The sequence below is a fragment of the Citrobacter sp. wls826 genome (assembly GCF_005281245.1).
GTDB lineage: Bacteria > Pseudomonadota > Gammaproteobacteria > Enterobacterales > Enterobacteriaceae > Citrobacter > Citrobacter braakii.
The window spans coordinates 182,813-200,117 of record NZ_SZWS01000018.1 but is presented as its reverse complement, the minus strand read 5'-3'; the positions used below and the strand labels follow the sequence as shown (position 1 = coordinate 200,117).

The window sequence follows — 17,305 nt, the reverse complement described above, 5'->3', positions numbered from 1 at the left end:
CATCCGCTTTGGCTTGAGTCGCCTGGCTTTTGGCGACTGGCTCTGCAGCCAGTGCGCTTTGAGCCATACCGGCACAGGTCAATGAAAGGGTAATAAGCAGGGCTTTGATTCCATGTTTCATACTGTTTTCTCCTTGTTTGTTAACAGTGGAATCACGATAGCGAGGTGCAGAACGGCAGACAAACGGCAAATATCAGAAATGGAAAAGGCCGCGAAAGCGGCCTTTGGTTGATACAATTTTTTGCAATTTTTTGCGAGTAGCCTCGGTTATTGCTGCTGTTCCAGCGCGTCACCGACTTTAATTTTTGCGGCTTTACGCAGGTTGCTCATCAGCGCTTCAAAGACAATCTGCGCATTGTTCTGGGTAATCCCCTGAACCATCGCTTTCTTCTGCTCTTCAGGCATAGAACCGGCTTTCACCTCGTCCAGCGCCAGCAGTACAACGTTACCCTGCATGTCGTTCGCCACGCCGTAGCTCGGTTTGTCTTTCGCCGGCAGGCTCAGGCCAAAGGCCGCCTGACTCAGCGGATCCTGACCCGTACGGCTCAGCGTTTTCGCCTCGCCAAAGCTCAGACCCGCCGCTTTCATGGCTTCATCGCCTTTACCAGCTTTCAGATCCGCCAGCAGTTTATCGGCATCAAGCTTCGCCTGCTGCTCTGCTTTATTGTGCTTAACAAGCGCAGTTACCTGATCTTTCACTTCAGCCAGTGGTTTAACGGCTTCAGCTTTGTGCTCTGCAATACGCAGTACAAACGCGCGATCGCCATCCACGGTGATGATGTCAGAGTTACTGCCAGGCGTACCGTTCTCACCAACCAAACCACCATTGAAAATGATGTCAGCGACCGGTTTGAAGTTCAGCTCTTCCGGCAGGCTGTCACGGCTAAACCAGCCCGTTTCAACCGCTTTCATACCCGCCGCCTGCTCCGCGCCCGCCAGGGATTCGTTATCGTTGCTGGCGGCATCGCTCACTTTCTGCTGCAGCGCATAGTAGGCATCCAGCGCTTTTTCCTGCTTCACTTTCGCCGCAATGTCGTCACGGGCTTCGCTCAGCGGTTTAACCTGCGCAGGCTGTACGTCGTCAAGACGCGCAACGAGGAAACCAACGGAAGACTTAATCACACCTGACAGCTGGCCTTTCTCTTTCAGACCGGCATTCTTCAGCTCATCCGGGGTGGTGGAATCTTCCAGCCATCCCATATCGCCGCCTTTACGGGCAGAGATGATGTCAGCAGATTTTTCTTTTGCCAGCGCAGCGAAATCACCGCCTTTGTTCAGCTCGTCCAGTACCGCTTTGGCTTCATCTTCCGTTTTGGTCTGAATGATGCTGTAGCGGTTACGCTGCGGCTGAGTGAACTGATCCTGATGCTGGTCATAATAAGCCTGAATATCCGCATCGCTGGCCGTCTCCTGCATAGCAGCAGCATCCAGCTTGATGTAGCTCACGCGGAACTGTTCCGGCGTCATAAAGTTGTTTTTATTCTGCTCGTAGTAGCTGGCAACTTCCTGCTCGGTAACAGACTGCTTCGCGGCCAGTGCGTTAACGTCAATTGTCGCCTCGCGAACGATACGCTGCTGTGCGACCAGCGCCGCCAGCTCGTCCGTTTCGCCTTTCAGCATGAAGTCCGTACCGGCAACGCCGTTAATCAGTTGCTGGGTAGTAAGCTGATTACGTAATGCCTGAGCGTACTGGTCTGCGGTCATTCCCATCTGATTAACAATCGCGTTGTAGCGATTGTTATCAAATTTACCGTCCACCTGGAACGCAGGCGTGGCGAAAATAGCCTGTTTAACCTGATCGTCGCTGATGTTGAGATTAAGCTCGCGGGAGTACTGATCCAGCAGCGCTTCGTCAATAAGACGATTCAGCACCTGCTGACGCAGCGTTTTCATGTAGCCTTCGTTCGCAGCCAGTTCGGAGTATTGATCGCCCAGCTGTTGCTGCATGCGGTTACGTTCGCTGTTGAACGCATTCTCGAACTGCCCGCGGCTAATCTCCTGGCCATTCACTTTGGCGGCGAAGTTATTGCCCCCGCCAATCAGGTAACCACTCACGCCGGTCAAAATGAACGACACGATAATGATACCGAAAATAATCTTGAGCACGAGACTGTTAGCAGCCGTGCGTAAGCTGTCCATCATGGTGTAACCACACTCCGCTGTAGATGACTATACGCGTTATCTCTCAAGCCGCCTGCGCGTTGTCACCACAGCGGCGGCAAGGATTTTGAGTATATATGCTTCACGCAGCATAGCGTTTCCTGAACGCTGCGTACAAAGGCCTATTGTGACAAGAAACAGGGGCAATTGTCAGCCCACAACGCATAGAAAGTACCGGAATTACAAATAAAAAAGGCACATCAGTCGATGCGCCCTTGTACTTCGTCACATCCCCAAAGGGGAAATCACTTAGTTTACCGCGTCTTTCAGTGCTTTACCTGCACGGAAGCCCGGTACTTTAGCCGCGGCGATGGTGATCTCTTTACCTGTTTGCGGGTTGCGACCAGTACGGGCAGCACGCTCTTTAACGGCAAAAGTACCAAAACCTACCAGCGCTACGTCATCACCTTCTTTCAGAGATTCGGTAACAGAAGCAATAATTGCATCTAACGCACGTCCAGCCGCAGCTTTAGAGATATCAGCCCCTGCAGCAATTTTGTCGATCAGTTGAGATTTATTCACTCTTCTCTTCCTCTTTATAATTTATATCGCACCTGAATCCTTCAAAGTGCGAACGCGCAGCAGTTATATCAGGCCTGCCATGCCCTTACAACACCCGTTAATGATGGCAAGCCTAATCCGTCATCTAAATTAGCTATACAAAAAAAGGCTGGCAAGTCCGAAATGGCCTGCCAGCCCTGTTTTTATTAGTGCTCTTTGCGCGAGGTCACTATTTTGCGGTCACAACCTGCATTCCGGAGGGCTCATTTTGCAACGCGAGCGTCAGAACCTCCTCAATGCGTTTCACCGGATGGATGTCCAGATCGGCAATTACGTTGTCCGGAATCTCTTCCAGGTCACGTTTGTTTTCGTCTGGAATTAAGACCGTTTTAATACCACCACGGTGTGCCGCCAGCAGTTTTTCTTTCAACCCACCAATAGGCAGAACCTGGCCACGCAGGGTGATCTCGCCGGTCATCGCCACGTCGGCGCGAACCGGGTTACCGGTCAGACAAGAAACCAGCGCGGTACACATGGCAATACCCGCACTTGGACCGTCTTTCGGCGTCGCCCCTTCAGGTACGTGAACGTGGATGTCGCGTTTTTCGTAAAAGTCCGGATTAATGCCCAGTTTTTCCGCGCGCGCGCGCACCACGGTCAGCGCAGCCTGAATGGATTCCTGCATGACTTCACCCAGAGAACCGGTGTAGGTCAGCTTACCTTTACCCGGTACGCAAGCGGTTTCGATGGTCAGCAGATCGCCGCCCACTTCCGTCCATGCCAGACCGGTTACCTGACCAACGCGGTTTTCATTGTCCGCGCGGCCATAGTCAAAGCGCTGTACGCCCAGGTAGTCGTGCAGGTTGTCGCCATTGATCTCAATATGTTTCAGCGACTTGTCGAGCAGCAGCTGTTTCACCGCTTTACGGCACAGTTTGGAAATTTCACGCTCCAGACTACGCACGCCAGCTTCACGGGTGTAATAACGAATAATGCCCACAATGGCGCTATCGTCGACCGTCAGCTCGCCTTTTTTCAGCGCGTTACGCTCAATCTGTTTCGGCAACAGATGACGTTTAGCAATGTTCAGCTTCTCGTCTTCGGTATACCCGGACAGACGGATCACTTCCATACGATCCAGCAACGGTGCGGGAATATTCATGGAGTTAGAGGTCGCAACGAACATCACGTCGCTGAGATCGTAGTCCACTTCCAGGTAATGATCGCTGAACGCCACGTTCTGCTCTGGATCCAGCACCTCAAGCAGTGCGGAAGCCGGATCGCCACGCATGTCGGAAGACATTTTGTCGATCTCATCAAGCAGGAACAGCGGGTTTTTAACGCCCACTTTAGCCATTTTCTGGATCAGTTTACCCGGCATCGAACCAATATAGGTCCGGCGGTGACCGCGAATTTCAGCTTCATCACGCACGCCGCCCAGCGCCATACGGATGTATTTACGTCCGGTTGCTTTAGCGATGGACTGTCCCAGAGAAGTTTTACCTACCCCCGGCGGCCCAACCAGGCACAGGATCGGCCCCTTGATTTTATTCACACGGCTTTGAACCGCGAGATACTCAAGAATACGGTCTTTGACGCGTTCCAGACCGTAATGGTCAGTATCGAGGATTTCCTGAGCCTGACGCAGATCTTTTTTGACCTTGCTACGCGCATTCCACGGCACCTGAACCATCCAGTCGATGTAGCCACGGACTACGGTCGCTTCCGCTGACATCGGAGACATCATTTTCAGCTTCTGCAGTTCTGCTTCCGCTTTCTCTTTTGCCTCTTTCGGCATTTTCGCCGCGTCGATTTTACGCTTCAACGCTTCGTTTTCGTCCGGCGCATCGTCCATCTCGCCGAGCTCTTTCTGAATGGCTTTCATCTGCTCGTTCAGATAGTACTCACGCTGGGATTTTTCCATCTGCTTTTTCACGCGGTTGCGAATGCGTTTCTCAACCTGCAGCAGATCGATTTCAGACTCCATCATCGCCATCAGATATTCCAGACGTTCGTTAACGTCAGACATCTCCAGTACGGACTGCTTGTCAGCAAGCTTCAGCGGCATGTGCGCAGCGATGGTGTCCGCCAGACGTGCAGGATCGTCAATACTGTTCAGCGACGTCAGCACTTCGGGCGGGATTTTCTTGTTCAGCTTGATATAGCCTTCGAACTGGCTGATAGCGGTACGCACCAGCACTTCCTGTTCGCGCTCATCAATAGCAGGCGAGTCAAGGTACTCCGCTTTCGCAGAGAAGTGCTCACCGTTGTCAGACAGCGCTGAAATACGCGCGCGCTGTAACCCCTCGACCAGCACTTTTACGGTGCCGTCAGGCAGTTTCAGCATCTGCAAAATAGAGGCCACGGTCCCGACGGTGAAAAGATCGTTTACACCCGGCTCATCCGTTGACGCTTCTTTCTGGGCAACCAGCATGATTTTTTTATCATGGTCCATAGCCGCTTCCAGACAACGGATAGATTTTTCCCGCCCTACAAATAAGGGTATGACCATGTGCGGATAAACCACCACATCGCGCAACGGCAATACGGGGATTTCAATGCGTTCAGAACGCTCAGGATTCATAGAGCTCTCTCTTAGTTTAGTTTCCGCCAGGTAATCAGGTGGTACGACTGTGCTCCACACCACCTTTAACATGTATGTCAGTATATGGGGATGTTTCCCACACATTCAACGCCATGTTTACGGAAAAATAAAAGGGGAGATAAAATCCCCCCTTATTAATTAAATGTCTGTATGAATTGATGAATTATTCGCCAGATGCCTGCTGCGCTTCCGGCTTACCGTAAATCAGCAATGGCTTGCTCTGGCCGCCAATCACCGACTCATCGATCACCACTTTTTCGACGTCTTCCATAGAAGGCAGATCGTACATGGTGTCAAGCAGTGCGGCTTCGACGATAGAACGCAGACCACGAGCACCGGTTTTACGTGCCATCGCTTTTTTGGCGATCGCATCCAGCGCTTCCTCACGGAATTCCAGATCAACACCTTCAAGATTGAACAGCGCCTGGTACTGCTTGGTCAGGGCGTTTTTCGGCTCTTTCAGGATCTGGATCAGCGCTTCTTCACTCAGTTCGCTCAGCGTCGCTACAACCGGCAGACGCCCGATGAACTCAGGGATCAGACCAAATTTGATCAGATCTTCCGGCTCCACCTGCGACAGCAGTTCACCTTCGCTGGCTTTATCAGACTGCGCTTTTACCGTTGCGCCAAAACCAATGCCGGAGCCCGTTTCAACACGGTTAGCAATGACTTTATCCAGACCGGCAAAGGCACCGCCGCAGATAAACAGGATCTTGGAGGTATCAACCTGCAGGAATTCCTGCTGAGGATGTTTACGCCCCCCCTGCGGTGGAACGGCAGCAACCGTACCTTCGATCAGTTTCAACAGCGCCTGCTGTACGCCTTCGCCGGAAACGTCACGGGTAATGGACGGGTTGTCAGACTTACGAGAAATCTTGTCGATTTCATCGATATAGACGATCCCGCGCTGTGCTTTCTGCACGTCGTAATCGCACTTCTGCAGCAGTTTCTGAATAATATTTTCAACATCTTCACCCACATAACCAGCTTCGGTCAGCGTGGTGGCATCGGCCATAGTGAACGGAACGTCCAGCAGGCGTGCCAGCGTTTCAGCCAGCAGCGTTTTACCGGAACCCGTTGGGCCAATCAGCAGGATGTTACTTTTGCCCAACTCGACGCCATTGCTGGTGTCGCCGTTGCGCAGACGTTTGTAATGGTTGTATACCGCGACCGCCAGCACTTTCTTCGCCTGCTCCTGACCGATAACGTAATCGTCCAGGTGGTTGCGAATTTCATGCGGCGTCGGCAGCGCACTGCGTTCACGGTGCGGTGCTACTTCCTTAATCTCTTCGCGAATGATGTCGTTACATAAATCAACACATTCGTCGCAGATATACACGGATGGTCCGGCAATCAGCTTACGCACTTCATGCTGGCTTTTGCCGCAAAAAGAGCAGTACAACAATTTGCCCGAGCCATCTTTGCGTTTATCTGTCATGGGTCAAAACCTCTTCTTTGTTCTTTGTGCCGCACACGACGACGCAAATGCCATTCTCAGGCGCAAGACGCTAGTCAGCGTTGTGCCGCTCCAGGTAATTATAGCGGTACACCTGCGCGCTGGGCATTAATTACGATGGGTCAAAATCGAGTCGACCAGACCGTACTCTACCGCTTCAGAAGCGGAGAGGAAGCGATCGCGCTCGGTATCACGTTCAATCTGCTCAAGAGATTGACCCGTATGATGCGCCATAAGTTCGTTCATGCGCCCTTTTACCTTCAGGATTTCACGGGCATGAATTTCAATATCCGTTGCCTGGCCCTGGTAACCGCCCAGAGGCTGGTGGATCATGACGCGAGAGTTAGGCAGGCAAAAACGTTTACCTTTCGCCCCGGCAGTCAGCAGGAACGCGCCCATTGAGGCCGCCTGGCCCATACAAATGGTGCTGACGTCCGGCTTAATAAACTGCATGGTGTCATAGATAGACATCCCGGCAGTGATCACTCCACCAGGGGAGTTGATGTACAGGTAGATATCTTTTTCTGGGTTTTCTGCTTCCAGGAACAGCATCTGCGCCACGATCAGGTTAGCCATATGGTCTTCGACCTGGCCGGTCAGAAAAATGACGCGTTCCTTAAGTAGACGAGAATAGATATCAAAAGAGCGCTCACCACGTGAGGTCTGTTCAATGACCATCGGCACCAGCGCCATATGGGGTGCAAAGTTATCTCGTTCGCCGCTGTATGACATTTCCGTCTCCTGGATAAAATTTGAAAAAACCTGCTGTGCTGATTGTAACCTTATGGACGGATTATCAGCTAGTCCCTCTGTAATGGGTACGACATCGCCATAATTCAAGCATAACAATCTTTTGTTGTAACGCTAACACTGAAACGCTGTTTTCGCACTCTTCCCATGCAAAATCCGTGACAAAAAAAAACCCGCCACCAAAAGGTGACGGGCTTGCGTACGAAATTCGTGCTAAATAAGCGACGAATTACGCCTGCTGGTTCATCAGCTCGTTGAAGGAAGTGGCTTTTTCAGTCACTTTCGCTTTCGCCAGAACAGCTTCAACAGCCTGCTCTTCCAGAGCGACGTTACGCATGTTGTCCATCAGCTCTTTATTTTTGCTGTAGAACTCAACAACTTCTTTCGGATCTTCGTAAGCAGAAGCCATCTCTTCGATCAGGCCTTTAACGCGATCTTCGTCAGCTTTCAGCTCGTTGGTACGAATCACTTCGCCCAGCAGCAGACCTACAACTACGCGACGCTTAGCCTGTTCTTCGAACAGTTCACGCGGCAGTTCCAGAGCTTGTTTTTCGTTGCCGCCAAAACGCTGTGCAGCCTGACGACGCAGAACGTCGATTTCGCTGTCGATCAGAGCAGCCGGAACATCGATGTCGTTAGCTTTTACCAGACCTTCGATCGCCTGAGATTTAACGCGGTTACGCACAGCGCCTTTCAGCTCGCGTTCCATGTTTTTACGTACTTCAGCGCGCAGACCCGCTACGGAACCATCTTCAACGCCGAAACGTTTGATGAATTCTTCAGTCAGTTCCGGCAGTTCGCGCTCTTCAACTTTCTTCAGGTTGATAACGAACTTAGCGGCTTTACCTTTCAGGTTTTCAGCGTGGTACTCTTCTGGGAAGGTCACATCGATAGTGAACTCTTCGCCAGCTTTGTGGCCTTTAACACCTTCTTCAAAGCCTGGGATCATACGACCCTGGCCCATCGCCAGTACGAAGTCAGACGCTTTGCCGCCTTCGAACTCTTCGCCGTCTACAGAGCCGGTGAAGTCGATGGTTACACGGTCTTCTGCATCTGCAGCGCCGTCTTTGTCTTTCCAGGTAGCCTGCTGCTTACGCAGGGTGTCCAGCATCACGTCAACGTCAGCGTCGGTGACTTCAACAACCGGTTTTTCAACTTCGATTGCTTCCAGGCCAGTCAGCTCAACTTCCGGGTAAACTTCGAACTCTACCGCGTAAGTAAAATCTTCACCCAGTTTGTATTCGCCCGGAACGTAGTTCGGTGCGCCAGCCGGATTGATTTTTTCTTTGATGATCGCGTCAACGAAGTTGCGGCTCATCAGGTCGCCCAGAACGTCCTGGCGAACAGACGCGCCATAACGCTGAGCAACAACATTCATCGGTACTTTTCCTTTGCGGAAACCGTCAATACGCACTTTCTTCGCTACGTTGACCAGCTCGCTTTTCACAGCGGTCTCGATGCTGTCAGCAGCGATAGTAATCGTTACACGGCGGCCAAGGCCTTGAGTGGTTTCAACTGAAACTTGCATCTTGTTACCTCAAAAAATCACAGTGCTCGGTCAACTCTTCTCCGCAAGCACAGGTTGTTGGCTTCGCGGAACTGGGATGTTCTCATAAGCAATCACATTCCCTGTCGTCAGAATCATCCCGAAGACATTCCGAAAAATAAGACGCGCATTATAGCGGCATCACTTTTATGAGTCGAGAACGGTTATCGCGCGTTGCTGCGGCTTTTTTCACAATTCCCGGCTAATTTTTGTCTGAATACTGTACGACTGCCCCAGAATTCAGACAAAACAAAACGGCCCGCAGGCCGTTTTCACATAATCTGTAGCAACATACTGGAAAAGCGTCGGTTGTTGCAAATCCGTTTTTACGCGATGCTTCCCGCCCCACGACACGGAGGCGATGCAAAAATCGTATCCTGCAACGCTTCCCACTCCTTAATGGTGTAGGTATGCAGGGCAAGTGCATGAACGGTTGTGGAAAGCTCCACCGTTAAGGTGCTGTAAATCATCCGATGACGATTCAGAAAACGCTCGCCTGTAAAGCGATCGCTAACCAGTACAACCTTAAAGTGGCTTTCAGAACCTGCCGGGACATTGTGACGATAGCTTTCATCCACAACTTCGAGGAACACGGGTTGGAACGCTGCCCTTAATTTTTCTTCTATTTGCTCACGAATCATCATGAAGTTTTTCCTCCGACAACGCTGAGATGTCACCCATCCCTTTAAATACTAGCCGCTTTTACCGCTTTCATTACACCTTAGCAACAAAAAATTAGCGTTTGTCTGATTTTCTCAGCCAAATGGATGAAGTTCACTAAATCCTCACTTCGATTTATTGCAAAAAGTCCGTTTATGGTCTCCACAAAGACATAAAACTGACAACACAATGAATTTACATGCGTTACCCACTTCCCCTCATCGTTGGCGATGTTATGATGGCGGGAATTTTCTCCAACCATACAATTTAGATTCGCTGAGAGCCCTGGCATGTTTAAAAAAATCCTCGTCCCGTTTGTCGCGCTGTTTATGTTAGCTGGATGCGCAACGCCGCCGACCACTATTGAAGTTTCCCCGAAAATTACCCTGCCACAGCAGGACCCGAGCCTGATGGGTGTGACCGTTAGCATCAACGGTGCCGACCAGCGTCAGGATCAGGCGCTGGCTAAAGTTACCCGTGACAACCAGCTTGTTACCCTGACCGCGTCCCGCGATCTGCGCTTCCTGCTGCAAGAAGTACTGGAAAAACAGATGACCGCACGCGGTTATATGATTGGGCCAAACGGTGCTGTTAACCTGCAAATCATTGTTAGCCAGCTGTATGCAGACGTGTCCCAGGGTAGCGTGCGCTATAACATCGCCACCAAGGCAGACATCGCCATCATTGCGACCGCTGCTAACGGCAACAAGATGACCAAAAACTACCGCGCAAGCTATTCTGTTGAAGGCGCACTGCAGGCCTCTAACAAAAATATCGCTGACGCCGTTAACAGCGTGCTGACCGATACCATCGCTGATATGTCTCAGGACACCAGCGTTCACGATTTCATCAAGCAGAACGCTCGTTAATTTCTGCCCATATGGCCCGGCGTTCGTCGGGCCTATAGAAGCCCATGTCCAGTCATTACTTACGTATTTTTCAGCAACCACGTTCAGCTATCCTGCTCATACTGGGATTCGCCTCCGGTTTACCACTCGCACTGACCTCGGGTACGCTTCAGGCATGGATGACAGTCGAGAATATCGATCTTAAAACCATCGGTTTCTTTTCTCTGGTCGGCCAGGCCTACGTGTTTAAGTTCCTCTGGTCTCCGCTAATGGACCGCTACACGCCGCCGTTTTTAGGTCGACGCCGTGGTTGGTTGCTGGCAACTCAGGTGTTGTTACTGATTTCTATTGCCGCGATGGGCTTTCTGGAGCCTGGCACGCAGCTACGCTGGATGGCCGCGCTTGCGGTGGTGATCGCATTTTGCTCGGCATCGCAGGATATCGTCTTTGACGCATGGAAAACCGACGTGCTACCCGCCGAAGAACGCGGTACCGGCGCGGCTATCAGCGTGCTGGGCTATCGTTTAGGGATGCTGGTTTCCGGTGGGCTGGCTCTGTGGATGGCCGACCGCTGGCTGGGCTGGCAAGGAATGTACTGGCTGATGGCGGCGCTGCTGATACCTTGCATCATCGCTACCCTGCTAGCGCCCGAACCGACTGATGCCATTCCGGTGCCCAAAACGCTGGAGCAAGCGGTTGTGGCCCCGCTGCGCGACTTCTTTGGTCGTAACAACGCCTGGCTAATTCTGCTGCTTATCGTTCTGTATAAGCTCGGGGATGCCTTTGCCATGAGCCTGACTACAACCTTTTTAATCCGCGGCGTCGGATTTGATGCGGGTGAAGTTGGCGTGGTGAATAAAACGCTCGGACTGCTGGCAACCATCGTTGGCGCGCTGTACGGCGGGATCCTGATGCAACGCCTTTCGCTGTTTCGCGCATTGCTGATTTTCGGCATCCTGCAGGGGGCGTCGAATGCGGGCTACTGGTTATTGTCCATCACTGACAAACACATGTTCAGTATGGCCGCCGCCGTCTTCTTTGAAAACCTGTGTGGTGGCATGGGTACGGCAGCGTTTGTCGCCTTATTAATGACGCTGTGCAATAAGTCCTTCTCAGCGACCCAGTTCGCTCTGCTCTCCGCGCTTTCAGCCGTTGGTCGCGTTTACGTTGGCCCGGTAGCAGGTTGGTTTGTTGAAGCGCACGGGTGGCCAACGTTTTATTTGTTCTCTGTGTTTGCCGCTATCCCCGGCCTCATACTGCTGCTGGTTTGTCGTCAGACTCTGGAACATAGCTGGCAAAATGAGAGCTTCATTCCGCGCACGGAATTTCGTGGCGCGTACAGCCTGGCATTAATGACGTTGGTTGCGGGCTGCTGTCTGCTGGTGGTTTGGCTGCTGCTATTAACTATGAACGCGCTGGATTACACCAACTTCTCCTTCCTGCCGGAACTGCTGGAAATCTCGGTGGTGGTCGCGGTCTGCGGGGTCGTTTTTGGTGGATTGCTGGATTATCTGGCACTGCACAAAACCCGCCTGGTGTAAAAATCCACATTAATATCGCCGTTGTAATCACCCTGCGTAATTATAACGGCTAAATAAACAACAATTACTAAAAATATTATTTGTTATTTTGTGCGCCAAAGAATTTGGAAATTATTGACGCCTTTTATATATACTATTTCCCTTACTCGATTCAGCCACTACAGATTTATTTTTTGTTCTTCAATTGTCTTTTTATTGATAATCAATTGTTAAACAATTGTTTTATTTTCGTATTGGTTATACCAATTGCCCTCAGCACGTCTCCCGCTTGCCCTCTTTCGTTATAACGTGATGTTGCAACAGGTTCTTAAAGTCAAAACGACATATATTGCAACATATGTGACATGCCCGGCAGAACCCAGTAACACAGATCCAAGGATGTTTACAGTAATGTAACCTTCCCGTAAAATGCCCTCACACTTTAAACGCCACCCGGTCCCGTGGAATTGAGGTCGTTAAATGAGACTCAGGAAATACAATAAAAGTTTGGGATGGTTGTCATTAATTGCAGGCACTGCATTACTCAGTGGCTGTAATTCTGCGCTGCTTGACCCTAAAGGACAGATTGGACTGGAACAACGTTCTCTGATACTGACGGCATTTGGCCTGATGTTGATTGTCGTTATTCCTGCCATCTTGATGGCTGTTGGTTTCGCCTGGAAGTATCGTGCAAGCAATAAAGATGCGAAGTACAGCCCGAACTGGTCACACTCCAATAAAGTGGAAGCTGTGGTCTGGACGGTGCCGATCTTAATCATCATTTTCCTTGCCGTACTGACCTGGAAAACCACTCACGCTCTTGAGCCAAGCAAACCGCTGGCGCATGACGAGAAGCCCATTACCATTGAAGTGGTTTCCATGGACTGGAAATGGTTCTTCATCTATCCGGAACAAGGTATCGCTACCGTGAATGAAATCGCCTTCCCGGCGAATACTCCGGTTGAGTTCAAAGTGACGTCCAACTCCGTGATGAACTCCTTCTTTATCCCGCGTCTGGGTAGCCAGATTTATGCCATGGCCGGTATGCAGACTCGACTGCATCTGATCGCCAACGAAGTCGGTACTTATGATGGTATCTCCGCAAGCTATAGCGGACCAGGCTTCTCCGGTATGAAGTTCAAGGCTATCGCAACAAAGGACCGCGCCGAATTCGACCAATGGGTTGCTAAAGCTAAACAGTCCACGAACACCATGAGCGACATGGCTGCGTTCGAAAAAGTGGCTGTGCCAAGCGAATACAACCAGGTGGAATACTTCTCCAACGTGAAACCAGATTTGTTTAAAGACGTTATTAACAAATTTATGGCTCACGGTAAGAGCATGGACATGACCCAACCCGAAGGTGAGCACAGCGCACACGAAGGAATGGAAGGCATGGACATGAGCCACGCGGAATCCGCTCACTAAGGGGCCGAGGAAGAATACGATGTTCGGAAAATTGACGCTGGATGCAGTGCCGTTCCATGAACCAATTGTCATGGTTACGATCGCTGCCATTATCATCGGTGGTGCGGCCTTACTGGGCCTAATCACTTACTTCGGTAAGTGGACCTACCTGTGGAAAGAGTGGCTAACTTCGGTTGACCACAAACGCCTTGGCATCATGTATGTCATTGTCGCAATCGTCATGTTGATTCGTGGCTTTGCCGACGCCATCATGATGCGTAGTCAGCAAGCGCTGGCTTCTGCAGGTGAAGCGGGCTTCCTGCCACCTCACCACTACGACCAGATCTTCACGGCTCACGGCGTGATTATGATCTTCTTCGTGGCAATGCCATTTGTTATCGGTCTGATGAACCTGGTGGTTCCGCTGCAGATCGGCGCACGTGACGTTGCATTCCCGTTCCTGAACAACCTGAGCTTCTGGTTCACCGTTGTCGGCGTAATCCTGGTTAACCTGTCTCTGGGCGTGGGTGAATTCGCACAGACCGGTTGGCTGGCGTACCCGCCACTCTCGGGAATAGAGTACAGTCCAAGCGTCGGGGTCGATTATTGGATATGGGCAGTCCAGTTGTCCGGTATTGGTACAACCCTAACCGGGATCAACTTCTTTGTGACCATCATTAAGATGCGTGCGCCAGGAATGACCATGTTCAAGATGCCGGTATTTAGCTGGGCATCGCTGTGTGCGAACATCCTGATTATCGCGTCTTTCCCAATCCTGACGGTTACCGTCGCGTTGCTGACCCTGGATCGCTATCTGGGCACCCATTTCTTTACCAACGATATGGGCGGCAACATGATGATGTACATCAACCTGATTTGGGCCTGGGGCCATCCGGAAGTGTACATTCTGGTTCTGCCGGTCTTCGGTGTGTTCTCCGAAATCGCTGCAACCTTCTCACGTAAACGTCTGTTTGGTTACACCTCACTGGTGTGGGCAACCGTGTGTATCACCGTTCTGTCGTTCGTTGTTTGGCTGCACCACTTCTTCACCATGGGTGCAGGCGCTAACGTAAACGCCTTCTTCGGTATTACCACCATGATTATCGCCATCCCGACCGGGGTGAAGATCTTCAACTGGCTGTTCACCATGTACCAGGGTCGTATCGTATTCCACTCAGCGATGCTGTGGACGATTGGCTTTATCGTTACCTTCTCAGTCGGCGGCATGACCGGCGTACTGCTGGCGGTTCCGGGTGCGGACTTCGTGCTGCACAACAGTCTGTTCCTGATTGCGCACTTCCATAACGTTATCATCGGCGGCGTCGTATTTGGATGCTTCGCAGGTATGACCTACTGGTGGCCAAAAGCGTTTGGCTTCACGCTGAACGAAACCTGGGGTAAACGCGCATTCTGGTTCTGGATCATCGGCTTCTTCGTGGCGTTTATGCCGCTGTATGTGCTGGGCTTTATGGGGATGACCCGTCGCCTCAGCCAGCAGATTGACCCGCAGTTCCATCCGATGCTGGTCGTTGCCGCCTGCGGTGCCGCGCTGATTGCATTGGGTATCCTGTGCCAGCTGATTCAGATCTTCGTTTCTATTCGCGACCGCGAGCAGAACCGCGACCTGACCGGTGACCCATGGGGTGGTCGTACGCTGGAGTGGGCAACCTCTTCCCCGCCTCCGTTCTACAACTTTGCCGTTGTGCCGCACGTTCATGAGCGTGATGCCTTCTGGGAAATGAAAGAAAAAGGTGAAGCGTACAAGCAGCCTGCGCACTATGAAGAAATTCATATGCCGAAAAACAGCGGTGCCGGTATCGTCATTACCGCCTTCGCAACACTGTTTGGTTTCGCCATGATCTGGCATATCTGGTGGCTGGCGATTGCAAGCTTCGCAGGCATGATCATCAGCTGGATTGTGAAAAGCTTTGATGAAGACGTGGATTACTACGTGCCGGTCCCGGAAGTCGAAAAACTGGAAAACCAGCATTTCGATGAGATTACTAAGGCAGGGCTGAAAAATGGCAACTGATACTTTAACGCACGCGACTGCCCACGCGCACGAACACGGGCACCACGATGCAGGCCAGACCAAGATCTTCGGATTCTGGGTCTACCTGATGAGCGACTGCATTCTGTTCTCTATTCTGTTTGCAACCTATGCCGTTCTGGTGAACGGCACCGCTGGTGGCCCAACAGGTAAGGACATTTTTGAACTGCCGTTCGTTCTGGTTGAAACATTCCTGCTGTTATTCAGCTCTATTACTTACGGCATGGCGGCGATCGCCATGTACAAGAACAACAAGAGCCAGGTTATCTCCTGGCTGGCGTTGACCTTCTTGTTCGGTGCCGGATTCATCGGGATGGAACTCTATGAATTCCATCACCTGATTGTTAACGGTATGGGCCCGGATCGCAGCGGCTTCCTGTCTGCGTTCTTCGCGCTGGTCGGCACGCACGGTCTGCACGTCACCTCCGGTCTTATCTGGATGGCAGTGCTGATGGTGCAAGTTGCTCGTCGCGGCCTGACCAGTACTAACCGTACCCGCATCATGTGCCTGAGCCTGTTCTGGCACTTCCTGGATGTGGTGTGGATCTGTGTGTTCACTGTTGTTTATCTGATGGGGGCGATGTAATGAGTCATTCTAACGAGAGCGGCGGCGCATCCCATGGCAGCGTAAAAACCTACATGACAGGTTTTATCCTGTCGATAATCCTGACGGTTATTCCGTTCTGGATGGTCATGACAGGTTCTGCCTCTCCTGCCGTCATTCTGGGAACTATTCTGGCAATGGCAGTGGTACAGATTCTGGTGCACCTGGTGTGCTTCCTGCACATGAATAGCAAATCTGATGAAGGTTGGAACATGACAGCCTTTGTCTTTACTGTGCTAATCATCGCCATCCTGGTTGTGGGCTCCATCTGGATTATGTGGAACCTTAACTACAACATGATGATGCACTAAGAGCGGCGATTATGATGTTTAAGCAATACCTGCAAGTAACAAAACCAGGCATCATCTTTGGCAACCTGATCTCGGTGATTGGAGGATTCCTGCTGGCCTCGAAAGGCAGCATTGATTATCCCCTGTTTATCTACACGTTGGTTGGGGTGTCACTGGTTGTGGCGTCGGGTTGTGTATTTAACAACTACATCGACAGGGATATCGACAGGAAGATGGAGAGGACCAAAAACCGCGTGCTGGTTAAAGGTCTGATTTCCCCTGCGGTCTCGCTGGTATACGCCACCCTGCTGGGTATTGCTGGCTTTATGCTGCTGTGGTTTGGCGCGAACCCTCTGGCCTGCTGGCTGGGGGTAATGGGCTTCGTGGTCTATGTGGGCGTCTATAGCCTGTACATGAAGCGCCATTCCGTTTATGGCACGCTGATTGGCTCACTCTCCGGCGCTGCGCCGCCGGTGATTGGCTACTGCGCCGTAACAGGTGAGTTCGATAGCGGTGCGCTGATTCTGCTGGCTATTTTCAGTCTGTGGCAGATGCCGCACTCTTACGCGATTGCGATTTTCCGCTTTAAGGATTATCAGGCAGCCAACATCCCGGTACTGCCGGTGGTGAAAGGTATTTCGGTCGCGAAGAACCATATCACGCTGTACATCGTGGCGTTTGCTATCGCCACGCTGATGCTCACCCTGGGCGGCTATGCTGGTTATAAATACCTGATTGTTGCTGCGGCGGTGAGCGTCTGGTGGTTGGGCATGGCGCTGCGCGGTTATAAAGTGGAAGATGACAGGGTCTGGGCGCGCAAGCTGTTCGGTTTCTCCATCATCGCCATTACCGCGCTTTCCGTGATGATGTCAGTTGACTTTATGGTGCCAAACTCGCAGAACCTGCTG

Annotated in this window: 14 protein-coding genes and 1 pseudogene; 7 read left to right on the top strand and 8 right to left on the bottom strand. The window is 51.5% G+C overall.

Features of this window, described 5'->3' with window-relative positions; translation table 11 throughout:
- The 8 genes and pseudogenes from FDW87_RS21700 to bolA all read right to left on the bottom strand — a co-directional run.
- Positions 1–121, bottom strand: a pseudogene (locus tag FDW87_RS21700) (hypothetical protein); the annotation flags it as partial.
- A 146-nt stretch (positions 122–267) separates the two neighbouring features.
- Positions 268–2,142: a peptidylprolyl isomerase gene (gene ppiD, locus FDW87_RS03620; protein WP_016152053.1), complete on the bottom strand. Its 1,875-nt coding sequence runs from the start codon at positions 2,140–2,142 to the stop codon at positions 268–270.
- Between the two features lie 267 nt (positions 2,143–2,409).
- Positions 2,410–2,700, bottom strand: coding sequence for a nucleoid-associated protein HU-beta (hupB, locus tag FDW87_RS03615; protein ID WP_219352570.1), 291 nt, complete (start codon positions 2,698–2,700; stop codon positions 2,410–2,412).
- 190 nt (positions 2,701–2,890) lie between these two features.
- Positions 2,891–5,245, bottom strand: coding sequence for an endopeptidase La (gene lon / locus FDW87_RS03610; RefSeq protein ID WP_016152052.1), 2,355 nt, complete (start codon positions 5,243–5,245; stop codon positions 2,891–2,893).
- Between the two features lie 184 nt (positions 5,246–5,429).
- On the bottom strand, positions 5,430–6,704 hold the full coding sequence (gene clpX, locus FDW87_RS03605) for an ATP-dependent protease ATP-binding subunit ClpX (RefSeq protein WP_003831013.1): 1,275 nt from the start codon (positions 6,702–6,704) through the stop codon (positions 5,430–5,432).
- A 126-nt stretch (positions 6,705–6,830) separates the two neighbouring features.
- Positions 6,831–7,454, bottom strand: a complete 624-nt coding sequence (clpP, locus tag FDW87_RS03600; protein ID WP_003021624.1) for an ATP-dependent Clp endopeptidase proteolytic subunit ClpP — start codon at positions 7,452–7,454, stop codon at positions 6,831–6,833.
- A 247-nt stretch (positions 7,455–7,701) separates the two neighbouring features.
- Positions 7,702–9,000 (bottom strand): trigger factor, encoded by a 1,299-nt coding sequence (gene tig, locus FDW87_RS03595; RefSeq protein ID WP_003021622.1) that lies wholly within the window; start codon positions 8,998–9,000, stop codon positions 7,702–7,704.
- Between the two features lie 344 nt (positions 9,001–9,344).
- The gene (bolA, locus tag FDW87_RS03585) at positions 9,345–9,662 is read right to left on the bottom strand and encodes a transcriptional regulator BolA (RefSeq protein WP_016152051.1); all 318 of its coding nucleotides are present in this window, start codon (positions 9,660–9,662) and stop codon (positions 9,345–9,347) included.
- A 306-nt stretch (positions 9,663–9,968) separates the two neighbouring features.
- On the opposite strand from bolA, the gene FDW87_RS03580 reads away from it, so the two are divergent.
- From FDW87_RS03580 to cyoE, 7 genes are all read left to right on the top strand, one after another.
- Complete coding sequence (locus tag FDW87_RS03580) at positions 9,969–10,547, top strand: lipoprotein (protein ID WP_016152050.1); 579 nt, start codon at positions 9,969–9,971, stop codon at positions 10,545–10,547.
- Between the two features lie 44 nt (positions 10,548–10,591).
- Positions 10,592–12,067 carry a muropeptide MFS transporter AmpG gene (gene ampG / locus FDW87_RS03575; protein ID WP_137379463.1) on the top strand — a complete coding sequence of 492 codons (1,476 nt, stop codon included), beginning with the start codon at positions 10,592–10,594 and terminating at the stop codon, positions 12,065–12,067.
- 459 nt (positions 12,068–12,526) lie between these two features.
- Entirely contained in the window at positions 12,527–13,474 is a 948-nt protein-coding gene (gene cyoA, locus FDW87_RS03570) for a cytochrome o ubiquinol oxidase subunit II (RefSeq protein ID WP_003847580.1), read from the top strand.
- Positions 13,475–13,493: 19 nt separating this feature from the next.
- On the top strand, positions 13,494–15,485 hold the full coding sequence (gene cyoB / locus FDW87_RS03565; RefSeq protein ID WP_003831008.1) for a cytochrome o ubiquinol oxidase subunit I: 1,992 nt from the start codon (positions 13,494–13,496) through the stop codon (positions 15,483–15,485).
- Positions 15,475–16,089: a cytochrome o ubiquinol oxidase subunit III gene (locus FDW87_RS03560; protein WP_003831007.1), complete on the top strand. Its 615-nt coding sequence runs from the start codon at positions 15,475–15,477 to the stop codon at positions 16,087–16,089. The genes cyoB and FDW87_RS03560 overlap by 11 nt, the downstream gene beginning before the upstream one ends.
- Positions 16,089–16,418, top strand: a complete 330-nt coding sequence (locus FDW87_RS03555) for a cytochrome o ubiquinol oxidase subunit IV (RefSeq protein ID WP_003831006.1) — start codon at positions 16,089–16,091, stop codon at positions 16,416–16,418. Before FDW87_RS03560 ends, FDW87_RS03555 begins: the two co-directional genes overlap by 1 nt.
- Before the next feature lie 11 nt (positions 16,419–16,429).
- Positions 16,430–17,305: heme o synthase (cyoE, locus tag FDW87_RS03550; protein ID WP_137379480.1), on the top strand; the 876-nt coding region annotated here is incomplete at its 3' end.

Coding starts and splice junctions, on each gene's coding strand:
- FDW87_RS03560 (WP_003831007.1), top strand. CDS start 15,475: ATGGCAACTGATACTTTAACGCACGCGACTGCCCACGCGCACGAACAC.
- clpP (WP_003021624.1), bottom strand. CDS start 7,454: ATGTCATACAGCGGCGAACGAGATAACTTTGCACCCCATATGGCGCTG.
- lon (WP_016152052.1), bottom strand. CDS start 5,245: ATGAATCCTGAGCGTTCTGAACGCATTGAAATCCCCGTATTGCCGTTG.
- FDW87_RS03555 (WP_003831006.1), top strand. CDS start 16,089: ATGAGTCATTCTAACGAGAGCGGCGGCGCATCCCATGGCAGCGTAAAA.
- bolA (WP_016152051.1), bottom strand. CDS start 9,662: ATGATGATTCGTGAGCAAATAGAAGAAAAATTAAGGGCAGCGTTCCAA.
- cyoB (WP_003831008.1), top strand. CDS start 13,494: ATGTTCGGAAAATTGACGCTGGATGCAGTGCCGTTCCATGAACCAATT.
- FDW87_RS03580 (WP_016152050.1), top strand. CDS start 9,969: ATGTTTAAAAAAATCCTCGTCCCGTTTGTCGCGCTGTTTATGTTAGCT.
- ppiD (WP_016152053.1), bottom strand. CDS start 2,142: ATGATGGACAGCTTACGCACGGCTGCTAACAGTCTCGTGCTCAAGATT.
- tig (WP_003021622.1), bottom strand. CDS start 9,000: ATGCAAGTTTCAGTTGAAACCACTCAAGGCCTTGGCCGCCGTGTAACG.
- cyoA (WP_003847580.1), top strand. CDS start 12,527: ATGAGACTCAGGAAATACAATAAAAGTTTGGGATGGTTGTCATTAATT.
- ampG (WP_137379463.1), top strand. CDS start 10,592: ATGTCCAGTCATTACTTACGTATTTTTCAGCAACCACGTTCAGCTATC.
- clpX (WP_003831013.1), bottom strand. CDS start 6,704: ATGACAGATAAACGCAAAGATGGCTCGGGCAAATTGTTGTACTGCTCT.